This is a genomic window from Microvirga arvi, from assembly GCF_016892765.1.
Taxonomy (GTDB): Bacteria; Pseudomonadota; Alphaproteobacteria; order Rhizobiales; family Beijerinckiaceae; genus Microvirga; species Microvirga arvi.
Genome location: NZ_JAFEMD010000007.1, coordinates 99495 through 120879, shown reverse-complemented (window position 1 = coordinate 120879; position 21385 = coordinate 99495). Strand labels below are relative to the sequence as shown.

The window sequence follows — 21385 nt, the reverse complement described above, 5'->3', positions numbered from 1 at the left end:
GCGTGACACGACGTGAAAGTCGGGACTTGGCGCGGGGCTGACCCAAGCCGAACTTCTGATATGAGAGCGTGAAGCAGACCTTTACACGACCACGCTTAAAGACCGTACCAACCTAACCGGACCAATGTTACGCCCACGGTTCTCTGCGGAACCGTAGATGACCGCACCCAGTTTACAGCCACGGTACCTTGGATACAGCCACGCTCCTGCCAAAGGACGAGATATGCAGCGCGTCGGGACGACAGAGAGGACAGCAGTGCGAGTCTTGCGGCCTGGTCATACATGTTGGCGGATCGAGCAGGCCGACCGGGTTGCTCTTATCGTCGATGCCGCCGACTACTTTCGGGCGGCCCGGTCAGCCATGCTCAAGGCGCAGCATTCCATCTTCCTGATCGGGTGGGATTTCGATACGCGCATCGACCTCGACCCGACCGACGGAACGGACGAATATCCCAGGCGGCTGGGGGCATTCCTGACGTGGCTTGCCGACACCAAGCCGGGTCTTCACATCAACATCTTGAAGTGGGATCTCGGCACGGTGAAAACCCTGTGGCGGGGTACGACCCTGTTCCGCGTGGCCCAATGGGCTTTGCACGAGCGCATCACCTTCAAGCTGGATGGTGCTCACCCGCCCGGCGCAGCGCACCACCACAAAATCGTTGTGATCGATGATGCCGTCGCGTTCTGTGGCGGCATCGACATGACCGGCGATCGTTGGGACACATCAGAGCACCGTGATGATGATCCCCGCCGTCGTCGTCCTTTCACGCGGCGCGCTTATGGGCCATGGCATGACGCCACCACGGCAGTCAGCGGACCGGCGGCCAAGGCCCTTGGCGATCACGCACGTGAGCGCTGGGAGCGAGCGTCAGGGGAGATCCTGGCGCCACCACCAGCGGGCTCAGACCCGTGGCCCGAGGGCCTGCCTGTCGACATGAACGACGTGGCGGTTGCAATCGCCCGAACCATCCCAGCCTACGACACCCAGGCTGAGGTGCGCGAGATCGAAGCCCTGTGCGTTACCGCGATCGCGGCCGCGCGCAGGAGCGTTTACCTCGAAAGCCAGTACTTCGCCTCACGTGCCATTGCGGAAGCCATTGCGCGGCGCCTCAGCGAGCCGGAAGGACCCGAGTTCGTGATCATCAACCCTGAGTCCGCGGAGGGCTGGCTTGAGGAGGAGGCAATGGGCTCAGCCAGAGCCCGTCTCCTGGCCATGCTCGGGCGCCGCGACTGCTTCGGGCGCCTGCGGGTGTATACGCCCGTTACGGAGGGTGCGCAGCCGATCTACGTTCACGCCAAGATCATGATTGTGGACGACCGGCTGATGCGGGTAGGGTCATCCAATCTGAACAACCGCTCCATGGGCTACGACACCGAGTGCGACCTTGCATTCGAGACGGATGACGACGCGGACGTAGCCCACGTGATCCGGAGCTTTCGGGCCAGGCTGCTGGCGGAGCACCTTGGCACGTCGCCGGAGCAGGTTTCCGCTATCGTGGCCGAGCGGCGATCTCTGATCGCAGCGATCGAGTTGCTCTCGGGGCCTGGGCGCTCTCTCCGGCCGTTCGATCCACCCGAAATCAACGATGCCGAGAAGGTTCTGGCAGATCACGAGTTCCTCGATCCGGAGCGTCCGCGTACCCTCTGGCAGGCCCTGTCCCGGCCTTACCTGCCCATCCTGCGATGATGACGTTGAGCGTCATCACGCCAGCCAAGTCCGGAATGTCGCCTTCTGGCACGAGGCGGAAGTACACCGAAGGTCGGTGATGCGGCGGCAACCGGACGTTCGGGCAACTGCCGATTGCCTGAGGCTGCCCCAACTCGAAAGCCCATCGCGCTCGCTTCGTGCGGCATGGGCCTGTGTCATTCTATGACTATTCGCCGTCCCGTCCCGTGTCGGGGATGCGAGCGCGACTGTCCTCGCGAAAGTAGTGGGTCTCATCCCCGATCAGGATCCTGGCCAGCCCGTCGATCTCCTGCACCACGCGGTCGACCTGTCGGTACTCCGGGTCGCCGATCGGGATTTCCGCCAACGTCCGCGTGAGGAGTTGGCGGGTCGGCCGCAGGGACTCCAGGAGCCTTTCGGCGATTTCCGGGGTCATGAGGCGCCGGGACTTTCTCGAATGACCATGTCGCATGGAATCAAGCCCTCGAAATTTCGCACTTGCCCCGGTCGCTGGAGCAGGGTTGACGACGCCGAACAGGCTGGGACCATCATGACCGAGTGATTTCACCGTGGCTGGAGCTACCATGGACTGGCGTGACGCCGATCCTCCCGCGCACGTAGCCAAACGACAGTGCCGCGGCCAAGCGCTCGATCCGTTGCTCCTGGATGAGCTGCTCGACGAGGAGTGCCTTGATGGCGGTTCGAGGATCACCACCGCAAGCCTCGATCACGGCCGTGACGTCGGCCTCCATCTGGTCCGTGTCGCACGTGGGCTGCACCTGATCGGTCATCGTCACCTCCTTTGAGAGCCGCGACGATACTGATTCGGAGCTCCATCCGCCATCGCAATGTTCCTCATTTGTTCTGGGTCTGTGGAATGTGGGGAAATCCCGGGATCACGCCGTGCCGCTGTCATCGACGTCAGGCGTATGGCGAGACCACCGAGGAGCCGCTATGAATTGGCTGGGGGCTGCACACATGCTGAAGGACATCAAGAGGATCGAGAAGTCCGGCGCGAGCCGGATCCTGCTGCACAAGGACAAGGGCAAGACCGAAGACCTCGTCCGCACGATCACCACGCTGCACCTGACGGTAACGGATCTCGCCTTGAGGTCGACGGCATCATTCGACAGTAAGGTCCGTACACACGAGGGCGCGGATCTGCACGGCATCATCGGTGCCACCGAGTATCTTCGCAGCGATGGCTCCGCCCCCTTCTTCGACGTTCTCTCCGCGAGCACCGGTGCTGCGGTCACGGGCACCGCCACATGCGAGGACCGTCTCTACGCCTTCGAGGGCGATAACCTCCGGCGCATTAAGGGAATTCGCCTTCGCGTCCAGTCCGGCACCCCCGTAAGGGCCGTTGTGCACTGCCTAATCCACGACGAACCGCCGTTGGCGCAGGTCGACGTCATTCTCGCCCAGGATCAGTTCGACGTGCTGTTCCGGCATCTCTGGATCAGCCCGACACCGGCGATCCTCCGGGTGGCGATCTCGCCGACCTGCTTCCAGTATGCGATGGCCGGCATGGCACCCGGATTCCCCGAGGACGTCGTATTCCCCAGCGGTGTTACGACCGCGCAGATAGACGATGTCGCCGTCGACAAGAGATTCTCGGCACCTGCTGCAAGTGACATGACCGAAGTCACCCACGCAGAAGCTTTGGCCGACCCGTCCCTGGAGCGCCTGGAAGTCATCAGGAAGCACGCAGACAGGATTGCGACATCAGTAAAACGCATTGAATTCCTTGCGGGATTGGCAGTCGGAATCCTCGTGATTTCCGCGTTCCTTCGCTGAAGAAGAGCGGCAGGACCTGCCCAAAGGACTCGAGATCTGGGGCGCGGCGGACGTCCGAACGAGAAAAGGCCCGTCCTCCTTGACGGAAACGGGCCTTTTCTCAGTCCTTGGCGGACGCGCCCAGTTCTGTCGGTTCATCCACAACCCAAGGCTGTAAGGACTGGAGAGTCACGCTTTTCGCCGATTCGAGTCAGAATACCCCCCGGTGAGAGTCAGACTTCAAGACCGGGGGAAAACAGCGCGACACGATATTGCTGCTGCATGGCCAATGATTGCTTCTCCTGCACCAACTCTCATTAACACTCCACCATGTCGCCCATCAGGGCTGAGCAACTCCTGACGCCTCAACGGAACCGTTCCTTGAAAGATCAATGAGGGCAGCGCCACCGATGGCAGGATGCACGTTCACGATCTACCCTGGGGTTGCCGCTGTCCCAAGGGATTCGTCAGCATAGGGAACCGAGACAGTCCAAAGCCCCTTAGGTTTGACAAATGCCAGCTAAGTCTTTGATGGTTCGTCGGCTGGTTTACAGGCGTAACGCACTAAGCCCTTGATTCCGTGAGGTTAAAACAGGCTTCCTAAACCGAAGGTCGGAAGTTCGAGTCTTCCCGGGATCGCCAGTTTTCCAGGGTAGCGTGCTCGTTACCCCAGCTACGTGAGCAGGTTCTACAGTTGGTCAACAAAAAGCCCCGCAACTGCGGGGCTTTGTCGCCTTGGTGCAAGGAACGTCTCAGAGCACGAACCAGCCCTTGCTGAGATCCAAGGCGCCTTTGAGCTTGATCACGGCCTCTGCTGCCTTGTCGCTGTCGGTGTTGAGATAGACGTAGGTGTAGCCCTTCGTCCTCTCGTAGCGCACTTGGCCTGCCGCCGTAAACGCCTCGTCGTCTCCGATGAAGGAGAACTTCTGGTCGCCGCGCTTCTTGGTGTTGGCGTCCACCAGCTTCAGGTCGATCCGGTCGCCGCTACGACCCTTGAAGTCGGTGATGGTATCGGCCTTGGTCTTGGAGGAACTCGTCTCCCGGTCGTCGAACACAAACACGTCCCGGCCTGTATTCCCGGTCAGGGTGTCCTTACCCGTGCCGCCAACGAGGCGATCATTGCCCAAACCGCCGTTCAGCCGGTCATTGCCACCGTTGGCGATCAGGTGGTTGGCAAAGGCATCCCCTATCAGAATGTCTGAGGCGGCTCCGCCCGAGAGGGCGTCGGTCAGAGCCGTGTTGCGGGCCATAGTGCCGGCGGCGAGATTCACAGTGTGCGGCACTACCCAGGTGAGGGCGCCCTCGACGAGGCTGATCGTGGCGGTCTTGATGCCGGCGGCGGCATAGGCGTGGCTCAGGAGCACGCTGCCCTCGACCGGCGAGGCCGTCGTGCTCGTGCCGTCGCCCCAGGCAATGGTGGCGCTCGAGGCGGAGCCCACGCCGAGCCGCACGTCGATGAACCGCCCCTCCGCGATGGCTGTCATGTTCGCCTTGTAGACCAGATCGACGCGGAAGATGTCGTTATTACCATTCGTATCCCCGGGGACCAGATTGTCAGCCGAGCTTTCGAACACAACATACCGTCCTGTAGGACTGATCTGAGCATTCGATGAACCATCTAAGTTCTGGGTTCCAGCGGCTGCGGTGGATACACGGACGATCTCGCCCGTGATGAGATCCTTGCGGAAGATGTCCGATGCACCGTTCGTATCCCCCGTCACGAGGTTGGTAGCGCTACTCTCGAACACGACGTAGCGCCCGTCCGCGCTGACCTGGGCGTCAGAAGAACCGCCGCCCGTCGCTGCAGCGCCGGTGGCTGTAGTGGAGACGCACACGATCTCGCCCGTGAGGAGGTCCTTGCGGAAGATGTCCGGCCTGGCGTTCGTATCACCAGGGACTAGGTTGGTCGCATCGCCGGTGAAGACCACATAGCGTCCGTCCGGAGTGATCTGAGGTCCAAAAGCATCTTCGTCCGCCTGAACTCCTCCGGCCGCTGTGGAGACGCGCACGATCTCGCCTGTGAGGAGATCCTTGCGGAAGATATCCCATCGACCGTTCGTATCGCCCGCCACGAGGTTGGTGGCTTCGCTCCGGAAGACCACATAGCGCCCATCCGCGCTGATTCCAGCGTAGGAGGAATCGCCATCTATCGTCTGGGCTCCGTTGGCCGCTGTGGAGACAAGGATGATCTCGCCTGTGAGGAGATCCTTGCGGAAAATGTCGCCCTCATCATTGGTGTCGCCAGGGACGAGGTCAGTGGCTTCGCTCCGGAAGACCACATAGCGTCCATCCGCGCTGATCTGGGCTACGTCGGCATTGCCGGACGCCTGCGCACCTGTGGCCGTGGTGGTAGCCCGGGTTACAATGTCGGCAGCCGTGGGCCTGAGAACGGATAGGATTGTCAAAAACATAAGAATACGACCTGAATAATGTCAAAGTATTCCAGTCAACAATCTTATGTAACGTTGTGCAACTCTTTGAATGGATAGGTCGACAACCGTCAAAGGGTGCAAAGGGCCATTGAGGGTGTATGCGCACCCTGTTCAGATGTAGAGATATTGCGAATAAAGATGTCGCTTGCAACGCTGCCGATGATTGATTCTCTATAGCAAGCTTTTTATCGCGCCGCCCGCGCGACGGCGGCCTTGGCGTCGGCGAGGTCGGGAGCGTCGATGTGGCGATAGCGGGCCTGGATCAGGCCGAAGAGGCCGAAGGCGAAGAGGCCGAGCGCCGTGAGCGCCAGGAGCACCCAGCCATAGGGCTGCTGGCGCAGGGCCTGCAAGGCGCCGCCCAGGCCATGGACCTCCGACGAGGAGGCGTGGATCGCGGCTAGAACCAGGAAGCCGCCGATCATCACGAAGACCACTCCGCGAGCGGCGAAACCCATGCGGCCGATGGTGATGAACCAGTCCCGCCTGTCGGCCGGCAGGGAGAGGCGGTCCGCCACCCGGCCGCGCCAGGCTTTTGCGATGAAGGCGAGGCCCGTGCCGGCGACGGCAAGGCCGACCAGGCCCACCAGCCACTGGCCGAAGGGCTGGCCCATGAGCCAGGCCGTCCAATCCTGGGCGGCCTGATCCTCCCCGCCGCCGCCCGAGCTGCGCCCAAGGGCGAGGTTCAGAGCAAAGAGGGCAAGTCCCCCATAGATGATGCCGCTGACCAGATGCGCCCCGCGGATGCCCCAGCCCTTCCAGTCGGCACCGCGATGGTCGGCGTCCGTGAGCGCCTCCAGAATCCGCCAGGCGCAGAAGCCGAAGAGGCCAAGCGCTATCAGGACGAGCCAGACCTTGCCGAAGGGCTGGGAGAGCAGGGTCTGCAGGGCGCTGCGGCTGCCGCCGGTCTGGCCGCCCGAGCCGATGGCGGCCAGAAGCGCCAGGGCGCCGACGAGACCGTAGACCACGCCTCGCGCGCCATAGCCGAACCGGGCCAGGGTCTCGACGGGGTGGCGGCTGATCTTCGGCATGGGCAATAACTCCACTCTGTCAGGGGTGAACCGCCAAGCCTTCATGGATGTTCCTTGTTCCTTCGGATGACGGCGGTTCCCTCCAGGAAGGATGGGCTTGGGCGAGGCTCGCTCTGCTGGCGCCATATGGTCAGAAGAGCCGCCATCAGGACGGGGCCGAGAAAGAGTCCGATCAGGCCGAAGGTCTCAAGGCCGCCGAGAATGCCGAGTAGGGTCCAAAGGAAAGGCAGCCGCACCGCACCGCCGATCAGCGCCGGCTGAACTACGTTGTCACCGATCAGCATGATTGCGGCGCCCCAGCCGAAGACACCGGCTGCGGCTGCCATGGAACCGCCTGTGACAACCAGAACGATGGCAGCGGTGCCGAAGGCCAGCCATGCCCCCATGGGCAGCATGGCGAAGGCGGTGGTGAGAATGGCGAACAGGGCGGCGTTCGGCACGCCCGCCACCATGAACCCGATGCCGATCAGAATGCCCTCGCCGACAGCCACCAGGATCGTTCCGTTCACCGTGCCCCGCATGGCTGACGCCATGTCCTCGGCCAGGCGCTCGCCCGGGCGCCCGAACCAGCGGTCGGTGGTGGTGAGCACCCGATCGCCGATGGCGTCGCCGTTGCGCAGCAGGAGGAACAGGCTCACGAAGGTGAGAAAGGCATGCAGGAGCCGGGTCAGCACGGCGCCGCCGAGGGCTTCCGTCCAGTTGGTCAGCGTCGCGCTGTCGAGTCCGTTCAGGAACTGCTCGGCCGATTGAGGCTTTGCCAGATGGGCCTGCCACCAGGCATCCAGATGTTGACCGATGAGCGGCAGGCGTTGGATCCAGTCCGGCATCGGCAGGCCGTTCTGCTGCAGGCCCGTCAGCCACTGCACCACGAATTGGCTTTCCCGGCCGATCTCGGTGAGGGCGAGGGCAATGGGAAAGACGAGGAGAACGGCCAAACACGCCGTGACCAGCAGCGGCGCCGTGAGACGTGAGCCTCCCAGGCGCGCGCGGACGTGGCGATAGAGCGGCCAGACGCTGATGGCGAGGATGACAGCCCAGCCGAGTGCGGTGAGATAGGATCGGATCGTCCAGAGGGTGAGCGCCAGAAGAGCGGTCGCGCCGATGAGGCGGGTCGCGCGCCGGCCGCGGGCGTCCGGCGCATCGCTGTCGGGGCGGTCTGGGGATGGGCCTGCAGCTTGCTCTGGCATGGCCGGATTCTAGAGCATCGGACCCAAAAGTGGACCCACTTTTGGGTCCACTCCGATGCTCCTTCTCTTGGCTGGCGCATCGTTAGGCGCGGAAAACCGGAAACACTTTTCGCTGACGCGGCCCTCTGGGTCCGCACGATGCGCTAGGATTCAGATCGCGCCAGCCAATGGCCTCTCAGCTTCTGCCGGCCCGAAACGATAGATCGCGGACCTCCGTTTTCCGACGACCGGGTGCTCATAGGCGTGAGCCTGCCGCCGATCCCTTAACGGATCCAATGCGTCGAAAGGCTGCCGGCGTCCGGCAGCCTTTGCCGGCTCACTGCACGATGGTCGAGGCCGAGGCGCGCCGCTCCATGGGTGGTATGCGGAACGTCCTCGCGATCTCGGCCTCTCCGACCTGTTCGGCGAGCGAAGAGCCGCCGACGAAGACCTGGATCGCGCCTTCCTCGACCAGGTAGGTGCCGTCATCGAGGTGGAAGCCCAAGGACTCCACCGGCACCCGCAGGGTCACGCGCTTCGTCTCGCCGGGCTTCAGGGCGATCTTCTCGAAGGCCTTCAGCTCGCGCAACGGGCGGCTGCGGCTCGCCACCGGATCGCGGGTATAGAGCTGCACGACCTCCTGGCCTTCCCGCGCGCCCGTGTTCTTGACGCTCACCGAGACCTCCAGCGCCTGGCCTTCACCGAGCTGCTTCCGGCCGATAGCCGCATCGGAATAGGCGAACTGCGTGTAGCTCAGGCCCCAGCCGAACGGGTAGAGCGGCGTGATCGCCTCGTCGATGTATTGCAGGGTGAAGCGGTTCTCCGGCTTGGTCGGACGGCCGGAGGGCAGCCGGTTGTAGTAGAGCGGCAGTTGTCCCGTGGCGCGCGGCCAGGTAAGAGGCAGCTTGCCGCTCGGGCTCACGTCGCCGAACAGCACGTCGGCGACGGCAGGGCCCGCCTCCGTGCCCGGATACCAGGCCATGAGGATGGCCGGAATGCGCTCGGCGACCGATCCCAGCACCAGCGGCCGTCCGCCCATGAGGACGAGGGCCATGGGCTTGCCGGTCTTGGCGAGCTCTTCCAGCACCTCGATCTGACGGCCGTTCAGCTCCAGATGGGCGCGGGATGCAGCCTCGCCGGACAGCTCCTGCGGCTCGCCGAAGACAGCGATGACGAAGTCCGACTGCCGGGCTGCCTCAAGAGCGGCGGGCAGAGCCTCGGTGTTGCGGCAGAACAGGTCGCAGGCCGGAGCATGGCGGATCGTGATGCCGGCGCCCTGCGCGTGACGGCGAATGCCTTCGAGGATCGTGACGCTGTCCTCCTTGTGACCGCGGGCGGCATGCGGCCCCATCTGGTCGTGCGGCGCATCGGCCAGGGGGCCGATCACCGCAATGGAGCGGGCGCCGGCCGGCACGGGCAGCACGCCGTCGCGGTTCTGCAGCAGTACGAAGGTTTCGCGCGCCACTTCGCGGGCCGTCTGGCGCGATTCCGGCGACGGGAAAGCCGAGTCCAGGCGCGACGGATCGATGCCCGGGCGGTCGAACAGGCCCATGCGGAACTTGGTGCGCAGGACGCGGCGCACCGACTCGTCCACGATGCTTTCCGGCACCCGGCCGGCGCGCACCTCGTCGGGCAGGTGCTTGATATAGAGCAGCCCCATCATGTCCATGTCGACCCCGGCGAGGATCGCCTTGCGGGCGGCCTCCGCGCCATCCGCCGCGATGCCGTGGTTGATCAGCTCGCCGATGCCGACCCAGTCGGAGGTGACGAAGCCGTCAAAGCCCCATTGCTGCCGCAGCACGTCCGTGAGCAGCCAGGGATTGGCCGTCGAGGGCTCGCCGTTCAGCGCATTGAAGGCGGCCATGAAGCTTGCGGATCCCGCCTCCACCGCTGCCCTGAACGGCGGCAGATAGGTGTCGTACATCTCGGCGCGGGGGATGTAGGTAGTGTCGTAGTCGCGCCCGCCCTGCGGGGCGCCGTAGCCGGCGAAATGCTTCGTCGCGGCGGCGAGGCCACCGCTGCGGAAGCCTTCCACGCGGGCGGCTGTCAGGGCGGCGCCGAGAGTGGGATCCTCTCCGAACCCTTCGACGATGCGGCCCCAGCGGCTGTCGCGGGAGAGGTCCGCCATGGGCGCGAAGGTCCAGTTCACGCCCACATAGGCCGCCTCCTTCGCAGCCCATTCGGAGGCGAGCCGGGAGATGCGCGGGCTGAAGGCCGCGGCTTCGCCTAAGGGAAGCGGGAACTGGGTGCGGAAGCCGTGCAGCACGTCGAGGCCGAAGAGCGGCGGGATCTTGAGGCGGCTCTGGCGCGCCAGAGCCTGGGCGCGGGCGACGTCCTGGGCGCTGTTGAAGTTGAGCAGGGCCCCGGCCTTGCCTTCCGAAATGTCCTCCCAGCGCAGGAGCGGGCCATGCGAGACGAGGTTCAGCTGACCGACCTTCTCCTCCAGGGTCATCTTCCCAAGGAGTTCGTTGATGCGTCGCTCGATGGATTGCACGGCGGTCTCCTGCGCCTCAGCCTGCAGGGAAAACGGGGTTGCCAGAACCAGCGCAAGCGCCAGCCCTGCCAAGCCTTGGACATCAGAAAGCCGCACAATCATCTCCTTTGTCGGACAGTAACACTTTATCGCGAGAGCAGCCTCGCTTGCCCGCGGTTCGTGCTACACAAGATAAGCGTTGGAAGTGGCGTCTGAGGGGCGCCGGGTCAATTCATATTTTGGAAACCTCAAGTGCCTTTGCTGCCGGCCCAGCTGAAGCTGTCTCTCCTGACCCTGTCCTGCGCTCTGATCATGTCGGGGTTCGCACTGGCCGGTGCTGCCTATGTCAGGAACCCTGCGTTGATCGCGGCTTCCGCGGGCCTCTTCCTGCTGGTGGCTGCCGGGGCTCCCCTGCTGCTCGGGCGGCAGATCAGGCAGGCTCTCCGGGAAAAGGAAACCGACTCCTCCGACGAATTCTCCGTCTTCGAGGACGTGACGACCGGTCAGATGCAGGCTCCCGCCGAAACATTCGCCTTTCCTGACGACAGCTTTCCTGTGGAGGCCTCCGCACCGGATGAGGACGAAGCCCTGCGCCGTCTCCAGAAGGCGCAGGCCGTCGACCGGCTGCGCGACGGGATCACCCATGACCTCAACAACCGGCTCATGGTGATCAGCGCCAATATCGATGCCGCGGCCCGCCAGCTGAAGGAGCAGCCGATCCTGCAGCGCAAGCTCCTGTCCGCCCTGGTGGCTGCCGACCAGGCGGCCAAGCTCATCGCCCGGTCGGCAGCCTTCGCCCGGCAGGGCGAAGCAAAGGTCCAGTACGTGAGCATCGCGGAGCAGGTGAGCTCGGTCGCCGACCTGATGAGCCGCTCGCTGCTGCGCGACACGGTCGAGATGCGGCTGTCCCTTGCGGAGCATCTCTGGTCCGTCGAAGCCGATCCGGACGATATCCAGACGGCCATCGTGACCTTGAGCGGGCATGTGCGGGATGCGCTGCCTCAGGGCGGCACGATTACGCTCGAGGCCCGCAACGTGCGGGTGGAAAAGGGATCCCTGCCTGACCTGACGCGCGAAGGCGATTTCGTGCAGCTCACGATCCGCAGCTCCGGCCTCCAGGATGCGCGCCACGCGCCGGAGGCCGATCTCGAACAGGCTTTCGTCCTGCGCGACCTCGATCTGTCATCCTGGCTGTCCCTCCGGCAGAGCCTGCACTTCCTGGAAGGGCTCGGCGGCGCCTCGGAGGTGCGTCGGCACGACATGGGCACCTCGATCATCCTTTATCTTCCGCGCGCCGATGCGGCGACCCTGTTGCCGCCCGGTCCCCTGAGCGAGGATGACGCGCCGGATGAGCGCGTGCCGAACCACACGGAAATCCTGGTGGTGGACGACGAACTCGAGGTTGCGCTGGCCCTCCAGTCGAGCCTCGAGGAATTCGGCTACCTGGCCAACATCGCCACCGATGCCGTGCAGGCCATCAAGTCCCTGAATGCCCGCAGGCCCGCATTGGTGCTTGCGGATGTCGCCATGCCCGGCACGATGAACGGCGTCATGCTGGCCCGTGAGGTGAGACAGATCGCTCCTTCCATGCCTGTGCTCCTGATCACGGGCAATCCCGTTGCGGCCGACGAGAGCAGCGAATTCCCGCTCCTGCAGAAGCCTATCGTGAGCCGCGACCTGCACGCGGCGATCCAGCGGCACCTGAATCCGCCGAGAGACGGCAAGGTGATTCCTCTCTTCCCGCGCACCTCCAGGCGGGCTCGCTGAGCTAGCTCGCGAGCGCTGCTGCGGAGAGGGGAAGTGCGGCCCCGCGGGCCGCATCGGCAAGGGCTGCGAACAGCCGCTGCTGCGGCTTCTTCCAGACCAGCAGTTCCGGATGCCATTGAACGCCGAGCAGGAACGGCGCGGTCTGACTCTCGATGGCCTGCACGATGCCGCTCTCGTCGCGGGCTGCGATGGTGAGTCCCTGCCCGAGGCGATCCACCGACTGATGATGAAGGGCGTTCACCAGGCACGGATTGCAGCTCAAGATCCGATCCAGCCGCGAGCCTGGCTCGATGGAGACCGTCTTGCGCGGCAGCACGGTGCGCATCTTCGGGGCCTGCACGTAGACCTCGTAGATGTCCGTGTGCAGGGTGCCGCCGAGCGCCACATTGATCATCTGCGACCCGCGGCAGATGCCAAGGACCGGCAACCCCGCCGGAAGCGCAGCCTTGAGGAGGCCGAGCTCCAGCTTGTCGCGCTCGGGATCGATGCGCACGTCGGGAAGAACCTTGCCGCCATAGATCTCAGCGCCGATATCGTCGCCGCCGCCGATGACAAGGCCGTGGAGCGGCTCGGCGGGCAAGCGGCTGCCCGGCACGAGACGCACCGACCGCGCGCCCGCGCGATAGAGGGCCAGCCGGTGCATGAGGTAGCTGCGCCATCCGCCTTGCCGGGATGTGGTGACGCCGATGAGGGGACTCGTCATGACCGCGCCACCTGCTCCACCACATTGGCCCAGCTCTTGTCCTCGCCCTCGAAGGACAGATAGGCGGTGCAGACCGCATCGAGCTTCTCGCGGTCTGCGGCCAGACGCTCCACGCAGACCCAGCGATTCCAGTCCGGCGCGATGCTCCAGCCGGGATCGCTCACCCGTGCATCGGGCAGGCGGTAATGGAAGGTGGGGCGCCCATTGATCTTCTCGTTCGGCAGCACGGCGCGCACGCGCTTCTCGTCGAAGTAATGCAGCAGCGGCAGGAGATCGAGATCGCGGTTCCGGGTCGGATTCTGGCTCAGGTAATCGTCGATGAAGGTGGGAATGTCCGGCCAGTAATCGAGCGAGGCGATCCTGCGCACGTATTCGGCCGGGAAAGGATCTGCGAAGCCGAGGAGATTGCGGGTCGTGTCCGGCGAGGCTTCGCGCCGGAGCCAGGGGTTGAGGAGCGCGAAGCTCTTCATGAAAGCGGTGAGGGTGGCCGCGTCCTGACGCGGGATCTCCGGATTGAAATGCAGGCCGAAGGCGTAAAAGGGCGCATCCTGCGTGCCTTTGGCGCCGAGCCCGCGCAGGATGTCAAGGATCCGGTTGAGGTCCTGGAGCCGATCGATGGGCGTCGGTGCCGTGACGAGTTCGCACGGGACGAGGTAGCTCGCGGCAAAGCCGAAGAGGGCTGCGATCTTGGGCAGCACGCCGCGCTGCGTTCCCGCCTGCTTGCCAGGGTGCAGGATCCGGCTGTCGAGCTCCACCGTCAGGTCGCCGATGACCGATTCCTTCAGTGCGAAGGCATGGGGGTCCTCCTCGATGAGCCGTCCTCCGAGGGCCTCCTGCAAGGCCTGCACCGTCTTCTCGGCGGAGGGGCCGACGAACTCGATCTCGACGCCGACCGTGCGCACCTGCCCCTGCTCGTTGTGCAGGATCGGCGGCAGCACGAAGTCGATTGCGGTGGAGAGCGCCGGCTGCGCCATCGAAAACTCCGGAACAACACCACGAAAGCGTGAGTGAAGGGGTGAACGGGCGCGCTAGAGCTCAGGTTCCTTGCCCAAAGCATCGGACCCAAAGGTGGAGACCACTTTCGGGATCCATCCGATGCTTCTTCTTGGATGAGAGCATCGTAGGCGAGAGTTCCTGCCGGTCTTCAGGTGTGGCTTTCCGCCTGCAGGTTGTCTACAAGCCCGGCACCATGATTTCTTGCACCTCACTGACAGAGCGCACAGCCTGGCTGGCGGAACTCCGCGCGACCCTGGCTCTCGGCTGGCCCCTCATCCTCGCCACCCTGGCGCAGAATGCCCTGATCACGACCGACGTGATCCTGATGGGCTGGATGGGCTCAGAATCTCTCGCCGCAGGTGCGCTCGGCACCAATCTCTATTTCGCCTTCCTGATCTTCGGCATCGGCCTCGTCAACGCCACCTCGCCGATCATTGCCGAGGAGCTTGGCCGGAAGCGCCATTCCGTGCGCGAGGTGCGGCGCACGGTCCGTCAGGGCCTGTGGGCCTCGGTGACGGTCGCGATCCCGATCTGGATCGTCGCCTGGAACGGCGAGGCGATCCTGCTCGCCATCGGCCAGGAGCCCGGCCTCGCCCACAATGCCGGCGCGTACATGCGCGCGCTTCAGTGGAGCCTTCTGCCCTTCCTGTTCTTTCTGGTGCTGCGGTCTTTCCTGGCGGCACTGGAGCGTCCGGGCTGGGCCCTGTTCATCGGGCTGCTGGCCATCCCGGTCAATTTCGCCGCCGCCTATGCACTGATGTTCGGCTCCTTCGGCCTGCCGGCCCTGGGCCTCATCGGAGCCGGGCTCGGGACCGTGATCTCCAGCACCTTCATGTTCCTGGCGCTGGCCCTCTTGATCGTCCTCGATCCGAAGCTGAGGCGCTATCACATCTTCGGGCGCTTCTGGCGGTCCGACTGGCCGCGCTATCGCACCCTGTGGCGGCTCGGCGTTCCCATCGGCCTGACGCTCATGTTCGAGGTCACGATCTTCAACGCCGCGGCCATGCTGATGGGCCGTATCGGTGCAAGCGAACTGGCGGCTCATGCGGTGGCTCTCCAGATCGCCTCGTTCTGCTTCTCCATTCCTCTCGGCATCGGGCAGGCCGTAACGGTGCGCGTGGGGCGCGCCTATGGCGCACAGGATGCCGAGGGCGTCACCCGGGCCGGCTGGACCTCGTTCGCGCTGGGCACGGGCTTCATGGTCGTCACGGCATCGCTGATGATGTTCGCGCCCCACCTTCTCCTCGGGGCCTTCCTCGACCTGAGCGATCCCAAGAACGCGATGGTCGTCGATCTGGCCCGCTCCTTCCTGGTGGTGGCCGCCATCTTCCAATTGGTGGACGGTGCGCAGGTTGTCGGCGCGGGCATGCTGCGCGGGCTGCAGGACACACGGGTGCCGATGATCTATGCGGCTATGGGCTACTGGGGAGTCGGTTTCCCGCTCGGCGTCATCCTGGCCTTCGGCACGCCCCTGCGCGGCATCGGCATCTGGATCGGCCTTGCCAGCGGGCTTGCCGTGGTGGCTTGCCTGATGTTGTGGCGCTGGCTGCACCGCGACCGGCTGGGGCTGGTCACGGCCACGCCGCAGGACGTTCAGGAAGCGTTCGCCAGCTGAGACACGAGACGAGAGAGATCCACGGGGGCGAACTGCGCGTCCTCATGAGTGACGCGCACCTCCTCAACCGTGACGCGCCGCCATTGCGCGAGCCGTGCCAGGGCCTCCTGCACCAGGTCCTCAGGAGCGGAGGCTCCGGCCGTCAGGCCGATGACGGCGGCGCCATCGACGAAGGAGAGCGTCAGATCCTTCGGATCCTGCATGAGAAGCGCCCGGCGGCCCTCGTTGACAGCCACCTCGCACAAGCGGTTGGTGTTCGACGAGTTGCGCGCGCCGCACACGATGATCCGCTCCGCGCGCCGGGCGATGACGCGCACCGCCATCTGCCGGTTCTGCGTCGCGTAGCAGATCGTCTTGATGTCCGGCCCCTGAATGGCTGGAAAGCGTGATTTCAGGGCAGCGATGATCTCGCGCGTATCGTCCACGGAAAGCGTGGTCTGAGTGATGTAGGCGATGCGCTCCGGGTTCGTGACCGGCAGCCGAAGCGCCTCTTCGACGCTCTCGATCACGTGCACGGTGCCGTCGATCTGCCCGGTGGTGCCTTCGATCTCCACGTGCCCCCGATGCCCGATGACGATGACCTCGCGCCCGGCCTTGGCATGGCGTTGTCCTTCGAGGTGAACGCGGCGCACGAGCGGGCAGGTGGCATCGAGCACGGAGAATCCCCGACTCTCCGCCTCAAGCTCGACCGTACGGGACACGCCGTGGGCACTGAAGATGGCAACCGCGCCATCGGGGATCTGCGCCATATCTTCGACGAAGATCGCGCCCTTGCGTCTAAGGTCCTCCACCACGCGGTTGTTGTGGACGATCTCATGGCGCACATAGACGGGTTTTCCCGTCTGCTCGAGGGCATCCTCGACGGCGCGGATGGCCCGCTCCACCCCGGCGCAGAAGCCGCGCGGGGCTGCGAGCAGAACGGTCAGCGGGGGATGCTCTTGAATCATGCTGCATCCTCCGTCTTCAGGGTTCGGTCCCGGGCAATGATGGCCCGGGTGCCCCGGGCATGGTGCAGGATGGAAGCGGCGTGTTCGCCGGCCATGACGGCGCTCTCGATGGTAGCGGGAAGCGAGCCGATCCAGTCACCGGCGAGAGCCAGGTTCGCCAGCGGCCGCAACGGCGGCTGGGGCAGAATTTCAGCGGCCTGTCGGATCGTCGCGCGCTTTTCCTTCACCACCCGCGTTTCGGGTTGCCGCTCTGCAACCGCATCGAGGCCGAGTACGCGCAAGGCGGGCGCGATTTCGCGCCATATCCGTGCGGCCACGTCGGATGCGTTCTGATCGACCACCGCATCGGCAGCCGAAACGGTGACGCTCACATGGTTTTCGCGGATCAGCGCCCATTGCGCGAGTGTGCCCGTGAAGCCGATGAAACGGGGGGGCTCGAGCCCGGGCATGCGGTAATGCACGTTGAGGATCGGTTCGAACTGCGTCGGAACCGGAAGAGCCGGCAGAAGCCGTTCCACTTCGTAGGGAGGAAGCGCCAGGATCACCCGGTCGTCGGGACCGAGCATCACCGTCCGGTCCGTGAGCGCCAGTCCGATGACGCGCTCGTCCGCCGTGAGAAGCATGCGCAGGCGCTGCCCGGCGAGAAGGGATATGCCTCTGGCCCGGAGGGTGGCGACGGCCGGTTCGATCAGATCCTCGCTCAGGCCGTTCTTCGCCACCAGGAGCCGTCCGGCGCCGGGGCGGATGAGCTGCCGCAGGGCACAGGCGAGCCGCTGGGCCGAAGCCTGAGAGGGAGGCGTGTTCAGAACCGCGACCGTCAGCGGCTCGATCAGGCTGTCCATGATCGGGCGCTTCCCGATGATGGCGGCGACCGGACAATCCTTCGCGGCAAAGACGAGCCTTACGATCCGGGCGAGATCGGGCAGGGTCAGACCCTGCGGGCGGCGCGACGGAATGAGCCAGGACCAGGGAGAGAGGCCGACGCGGCGCATGATTCCCGTCCGCCCGTCATAGAGGGGCAGGCCCTTGGGCTCGGGTTCGAACCAGCGCTCGCGGGCGCCGACGGTTTTCAGGAGATCGAGCGCCCGTCCGTTGGCCGTGAACAGCACATGGGTGCCGTTGTCATGAGTGAAGCCATCGGCGGGATGCAGCGTGCGGCAGCGCCCGCCCGGATGCGGTGCCGCCTCATAGAGAATGGCCTCGCCGCCATCGGCCGTGACGGCCAGCGCGGCGCTCAGGCCCGCGATCCCCGCTCCGACGATATGGGTGCGTCGTGCGATCATGCGGGCCTCATGGCGCGGGTGAGGAGATGCAGGCGATCGGAGGTGCTCAGGCGAAGCTTGCCCTGCCGCACACCCCAGCCGCGAGCCTGCAGCCGGGCGAGCACGCGCCGGTAATTCTCCATCATCAGGATTGCCGGCTTGAGCGCCGCGCGATCGAAGTGCATCAGGGCGGCATCCGCTGCGGCAAATCCTGCGCGAGCGTCTTCGGCCAGGCCTTCGCAAACGCGTGCGAAACGAGGATCAGCCACGAGGGTGGCTGCCGGCGCATCCTGAAGCCCGAGCTGGGCAAGGCGTGAGAGCGGAACATAGACGCGCTCGCAAGCTGCATCCTCGTCCACATCGCGTAAGATGTTCACGAGCTGCAGGGTGCGTCCGAGATCGAGCGCGAAGTCATGGGCCGAAGGAACGCCGAAGATCCGGATCGACAGGGCTCCGACCGAGCCCGCCACACGACGGCCGTAGAGGCTCAGTTCGTAATCGTTCGTGATCCGCACGCGATCGGCACTGTCCATTTCCATGCCGTCGAGGAGCACATGATACTCCTCCACCGGCAGCTTGAAGAGGGTCGAGGCGCGGGCAAGCTCCCGCCCGATGGGCGTTTCCGGGGCACGGTGCAGACGGTCGAGTTCGCGCCGCCACTCGCTTAGGAATGCGCGCTTCTCGGAAGGCGGCGCGGCGCCGTCGGCGATGTCGTCGGCAGCCCGGCAGAACGCATAGACCGCATGCATGGCGCGGCGGCGCTCGTGAGGCAGACTCCGCATGCCGAGGCGGAAGGACGAGCCGGAACGCCGCACCATCGCGGCCGTGATGCGCTGGTCGCTGCCGGCCGGCCGGCGGAGCGTTCCGCCAAGACCGCGCAGGAAGGCCAGACCGGCATCGGCTCTGCTCACCTGCACACGCTCGAGGAGCGGATCGCCGCGGCGCAGGCGTTCGCTCAAACGACGGGCAAGGGCGATCGTGGCGATGCTCTGGGCGCGCAGGCGCCTGTTCTGCAGGCGCTCCGGCAGGGATTGCGCCTGATCGATCAGGGTGTCGACCCGATCGAGCATGGCATCGAACACGCTGCGGCGCAGAGCGGCCTGGGCCGGAGCGAAGAAAGCCTTCTCGGAGCCTGCTCCCATCATCCAGCGCAAGGGGATGTAGATGCGGCCGAGTTCCTCATGATCCCTGCCGCAATCCTGCAGGTGGTTGAGGATCTGCAGCGCCGTGCATAAGGCATCCGCCGGTCCTTGAGCAGCGATGCGCTCCCGGTGCAGAGCGAGGAGAAAGCGGCCGACCGGATTGGCCGAGAAACGGCAGTACTCGATGAGCTCCGACCACTCGTTGTAGCGGGCCTTCACCACGTCCTGGCGAAAGGCGCGCAGGAGATCGCGCGCCTGGACGAGCCCGGCCTTGTGCCGCTTGTCGGCGGCGTGCAGACGCGCCGCCTGGGGAACCGCAGGATCGCCGGCAATCAGCGCCTGCTCGAGTGCATCGAGCCGCTGGAGTTTTTCGGCGGCCTTGAGGGTGGGGGCGTCTGCGATGTCATCCGCCATTCGGGCAAAGGCATAGAAGGCGAGAACCGCCTCCCGGTGCTCAGGCGAGAGCACCAGGGACGCCACGGGAAAGTTCTCGTCCCGCGGTTGCTTCGGTGCCTGTGCCGTCCTCAGGCTCATGGCTTCACCCCCACGGGATAAAGCCGCCCCTTCCATCCGGCCCGACGGGCCGTGCCGATGCGCAGGAGCACGCTCCATTGAATGGCGAGCCCGACCAGCATGGTGAAGGGATGCAAGGGGATCGACCAGGGATTCTCCCGTGTCGTCACCGTCACGAGCGTCCGGGCCGCGAGCGACAGGAGCGCAGCGGCGACGACAGGAAGGGTTGGTGCGAAGGGCAGCAGCACAAAGGGCAGAACATGCCCGCCGAGAAGAAGCACGGTCCAGACCGGCAGGGCAACGGGCGTCGCCATGCCCTCATGAGCGTTCTTGGTAAAGCCGCTCCAGGCCTCGTCGAAGCGCGTATACATCCGGCAGGAGGCAAGCGACTCTCCCGGCACGAGATCCGTCATGAATCCCTTGCGGCGAAAGAGCCGCGCGAGCTGGATGCCGTCGTGAATCCGTGCATGGATAGCCGCATGGCCCCCGCTTGCGCGATAGGCGTCGCGCTCCACGAGCATGAGCTGGCCGCAGGCCGCGCCGAGACCCGGATCACGGGACAGGCGCATGAAGCCCATGGGAAGGTAGCCGAGAAGCAGCAGGTTGATCGTCGGCACGGTGAGGAGTTCGCCGAGAGAGCGCATGATCTGGCGCGGCACGGCGCTCACCAGGCCGGCACTGGTATCCTGCGCATGGCCCGCCAGCACGGCTGCCGCATGAGGGCCCAAACGCACGTCGGCATCCACGAACAGAAAGTGCGTGCCATTGGCCGCTTCGGAGAGGTGGTGGCAGGCATGGACCTTGCCGGTCCATCCATCCGCCAGAGGCGGCGCGGTGAGAAGCCGCACGCGTCCATCGCGCGCGGCATAGGCGCGGACGATCTCGGGCGTGGCGTCCGTCGAGCCGTCGTCCATGACCAGGATCTCGACCGGCACGCCGACGCTGGCGAGAGCGGCATCGAGAGCGGGGCCGATGTTCTTGGCCTCGTTGCGGGCAGGGATGAGAAGCGAGACGAGAACGTCGCCCCGCGGCATGTGCCGAGGCGTCGCGCGCAGGATGCTCAGGTTCACGAGAGCGAGAACGAAAGGAAGAGCCGCCAGCATCAGGAGAACGAGGCCGAGCACCATCATGAGGAGCGCCCCTCATGCGATGGATCGAAGGCGCGGCCGCGCAGGGCCGCCGCCATCCGACGCCAGCCGTCATAGATGCCGCCGATCCCGGCGTGGCCCGCGAGCACGGAACGAAACCTCGCCGGATCGCGGCTCTGCACATCGGCGCTCAAGCGGTCGAGTGTTGCGGTGAGGTCGGTCTCGAGACGCTCCAGCCGGGCAGGGCGCGGAAGGTCCAGAAGATCCCGCCCGCGCATCGGCTGGCCGAAGGCGATGAAGGCTTCCGCCCCGCGCTCCAGCCAGAAGCCGTACTCGATGGCAAGCGGAAGGATGGTGCAGTCGGGCGCGCATTCGACGACACGTGCCACGCCAGGCCTGAGCCCGAGCGGACGCTCGCGCACATCGCCGAAGCGGCCTTGTGCCGTGATCCACAGAGCGCGATGCGGAGACGACAGAATCTCCGCACTGGCTTGCAGGAAACGCGCTGCTCCGCGCGGGCTCTCGAGATCGACCCCGAAAGCGCCGATGCGTCCGAAGACGCCGTATTGCCTGAGCATCGCGGCATCGATGGGGGCGTAGCTCTCATAAGCGGGGAAGAAGCGATCCGCTGCCAGGATATAAACGGCTGCATCCCACCAGGCGGGGTGATTGGAATAGACGATGACGGGACCTGTCGCAGGCATCGCAGGCATTCCCCAGGAAGCGATCCGCAGCGCATTCATGTGCCGCGTGAAATAGCGGCGGAACGTCGACACCATGAAGCGGTGGATGAGGGGAGAGCGGCGCGCGA

17 protein-coding genes and 1 tRNA gene are annotated in these 21385 nt (G+C 65.2%); 5 read left to right on the top strand and 13 right to left on the bottom strand.

Features of this window, described 5'->3' with window-relative positions; translation table 11 throughout:
* Positions 1-256 precede the first annotated feature (256 nt).
* The gene (locus tag ILT44_RS06515) at positions 257-1687 is read left to right on the top strand and encodes a phospholipase D-like domain-containing protein (RefSeq protein ID WP_204238763.1); all 1431 of its coding nucleotides are present in this window, start codon (positions 257-259) and stop codon (positions 1685-1687) included.
* A gap of 187 nt (positions 1688-1874) precedes the next feature.
* Here ILT44_RS06515 and ILT44_RS06510 read toward each other — a convergent pair whose 3' ends face one another.
* Together ILT44_RS06510 and ILT44_RS06505 are read right to left on the bottom strand one after the other, a co-directional pair.
* Positions 1875-2102, bottom strand: a complete 228-nt coding sequence (locus ILT44_RS06510; protein WP_204238762.1) for a hypothetical protein — start codon at positions 2100-2102, stop codon at positions 1875-1877.
* Between the two features lie 112 nt (positions 2103-2214).
* Positions 2215-2457, bottom strand: coding sequence for a hypothetical protein (locus ILT44_RS06505; protein ID WP_204238761.1), 243 nt, complete (start codon positions 2455-2457; stop codon positions 2215-2217).
* 187 nt (positions 2458-2644) lie between these two features.
* On the opposite strand from ILT44_RS06505, the gene ILT44_RS06500 reads away from it, so the two are divergent.
* Positions 2645-3463 carry a hypothetical protein gene (locus ILT44_RS06500; RefSeq protein ID WP_204238760.1) on the top strand — a complete coding sequence of 273 codons (819 nt, stop codon included), beginning with the start codon at positions 2645-2647 and terminating at the stop codon, positions 3461-3463.
* Positions 3464-4016: 553 nt separating this feature from the next.
* Positions 4017-4084: transfer RNA gene (locus tag ILT44_RS06495), tRNA-OTHER, on the top strand.
* 110 nt (positions 4085-4194) lie between these two features.
* On the opposite strand, the gene ILT44_RS06490 is transcribed toward ILT44_RS06495, so the two are convergent.
* The 4 genes from ILT44_RS06490 to bglX all read right to left on the bottom strand — a co-directional run bounded on the left by ILT44_RS06490 (position 4195) and on the right by bglX (position 10658).
* Positions 4195-5853 carry a PD40 domain-containing protein gene (locus tag ILT44_RS06490; protein ID WP_204238759.1) on the bottom strand — a complete coding sequence of 553 codons (1659 nt, stop codon included), beginning with the start codon at positions 5851-5853 and terminating at the stop codon, positions 4195-4197.
* A gap of 206 nt (positions 5854-6059) precedes the next feature.
* On the bottom strand, positions 6060-6902 hold the full coding sequence (locus ILT44_RS06485; protein WP_204238758.1) for a DUF1206 domain-containing protein: 843 nt from the start codon (positions 6900-6902) through the stop codon (positions 6060-6062).
* A gap of 41 nt (positions 6903-6943) precedes the next feature.
* Complete coding sequence (locus ILT44_RS06480) at positions 6944-8089, bottom strand: AI-2E family transporter (RefSeq protein ID WP_204238757.1); 1146 nt, start codon at positions 8087-8089, stop codon at positions 6944-6946.
* Between the two features lie 316 nt (positions 8090-8405).
* Entirely contained in the window at positions 8406-10658 is a 2253-nt protein-coding gene (gene bglX / locus ILT44_RS06475; protein WP_204238756.1) for a beta-glucosidase BglX, read from the bottom strand.
* Positions 10659-10793: 135 nt separating this feature from the next.
* Here bglX and ILT44_RS06470 point away from each other — a divergent pair, with 135 nt between their 5' ends.
* Complete coding sequence (locus tag ILT44_RS06470; RefSeq protein WP_204238755.1) at positions 10794-12308, top strand: response regulator; 1515 nt, start codon at positions 10794-10796, stop codon at positions 12306-12308.
* 1 nt (position 12309) lies between these two features.
* Here ILT44_RS06470 and ILT44_RS06465 read toward each other — a convergent pair whose 3' ends face one another.
* Together ILT44_RS06465 and ILT44_RS06460 are read right to left on the bottom strand one after the other, a co-directional pair.
* The gene (locus tag ILT44_RS06465; protein WP_204238754.1) at positions 12310-13011 is read right to left on the bottom strand and encodes a gamma-glutamyl-gamma-aminobutyrate hydrolase family protein; all 702 of its coding nucleotides are present in this window, start codon (positions 13009-13011) and stop codon (positions 12310-12312) included.
* Complete coding sequence (locus ILT44_RS06460) at positions 13008-13985, bottom strand: amidoligase family protein (protein WP_204238753.1); 978 nt, start codon at positions 13983-13985, stop codon at positions 13008-13010. The genes ILT44_RS06465 and ILT44_RS06460 overlap by 4 nt, the downstream gene beginning before the upstream one ends.
* Positions 13986-14200: 215 nt before the next feature.
* Between ILT44_RS06460 and ILT44_RS06455 the strand changes: the two genes are divergently transcribed.
* Entirely contained in the window at positions 14201-15622 is a 1422-nt protein-coding gene (locus ILT44_RS06455; protein ID WP_204238752.1) for an MATE family efflux transporter, read from the top strand.
* Here ILT44_RS06455 and ispH read toward each other — a convergent pair.
* From ispH to ILT44_RS06430, 5 genes are read right to left on the bottom strand one after another with little or no spacing between them, the layout of a single operon-like run.
* Positions 15601-16569: a 4-hydroxy-3-methylbut-2-enyl diphosphate reductase gene (ispH, locus tag ILT44_RS06450; protein ID WP_204238751.1), complete on the bottom strand. Its 969-nt coding sequence runs from the start codon at positions 16567-16569 to the stop codon at positions 15601-15603. The two genes, ILT44_RS06455 and ispH, sit on opposite strands and share 22 nt — an antisense overlap.
* Positions 16566-17852, bottom strand: a complete 1287-nt coding sequence (locus tag ILT44_RS06445) for a hydroxysqualene dehydroxylase (protein WP_204238750.1) — start codon at positions 17850-17852, stop codon at positions 16566-16568. The genes ispH and ILT44_RS06445 overlap by 4 nt, the downstream gene beginning before the upstream one ends.
* Positions 17849-19507: a squalene/phytoene synthase family protein gene (locus tag ILT44_RS06440; protein ID WP_204238749.1), complete on the bottom strand. Its 1659-nt coding sequence runs from the start codon at positions 19505-19507 to the stop codon at positions 17849-17851. The genes ILT44_RS06445 and ILT44_RS06440 overlap by 4 nt, the downstream gene beginning before the upstream one ends.
* Positions 19504-20616 (bottom strand): glycosyltransferase family 2 protein, encoded by a 1113-nt coding sequence (locus ILT44_RS06435; RefSeq protein ID WP_204238748.1) that lies wholly within the window; start codon positions 20614-20616, stop codon positions 19504-19506. Before ILT44_RS06435 ends, ILT44_RS06440 begins: the two co-directional genes overlap by 4 nt.
* Complete coding sequence (locus tag ILT44_RS06430; protein ID WP_239467958.1) at positions 20613-21353, bottom strand: lysophospholipid acyltransferase family protein; 741 nt, start codon at positions 21351-21353, stop codon at positions 20613-20615. Before ILT44_RS06430 ends, ILT44_RS06435 begins: the two co-directional genes overlap by 4 nt.
* Positions 21354-21385: the final 32 nt, after the last annotated feature.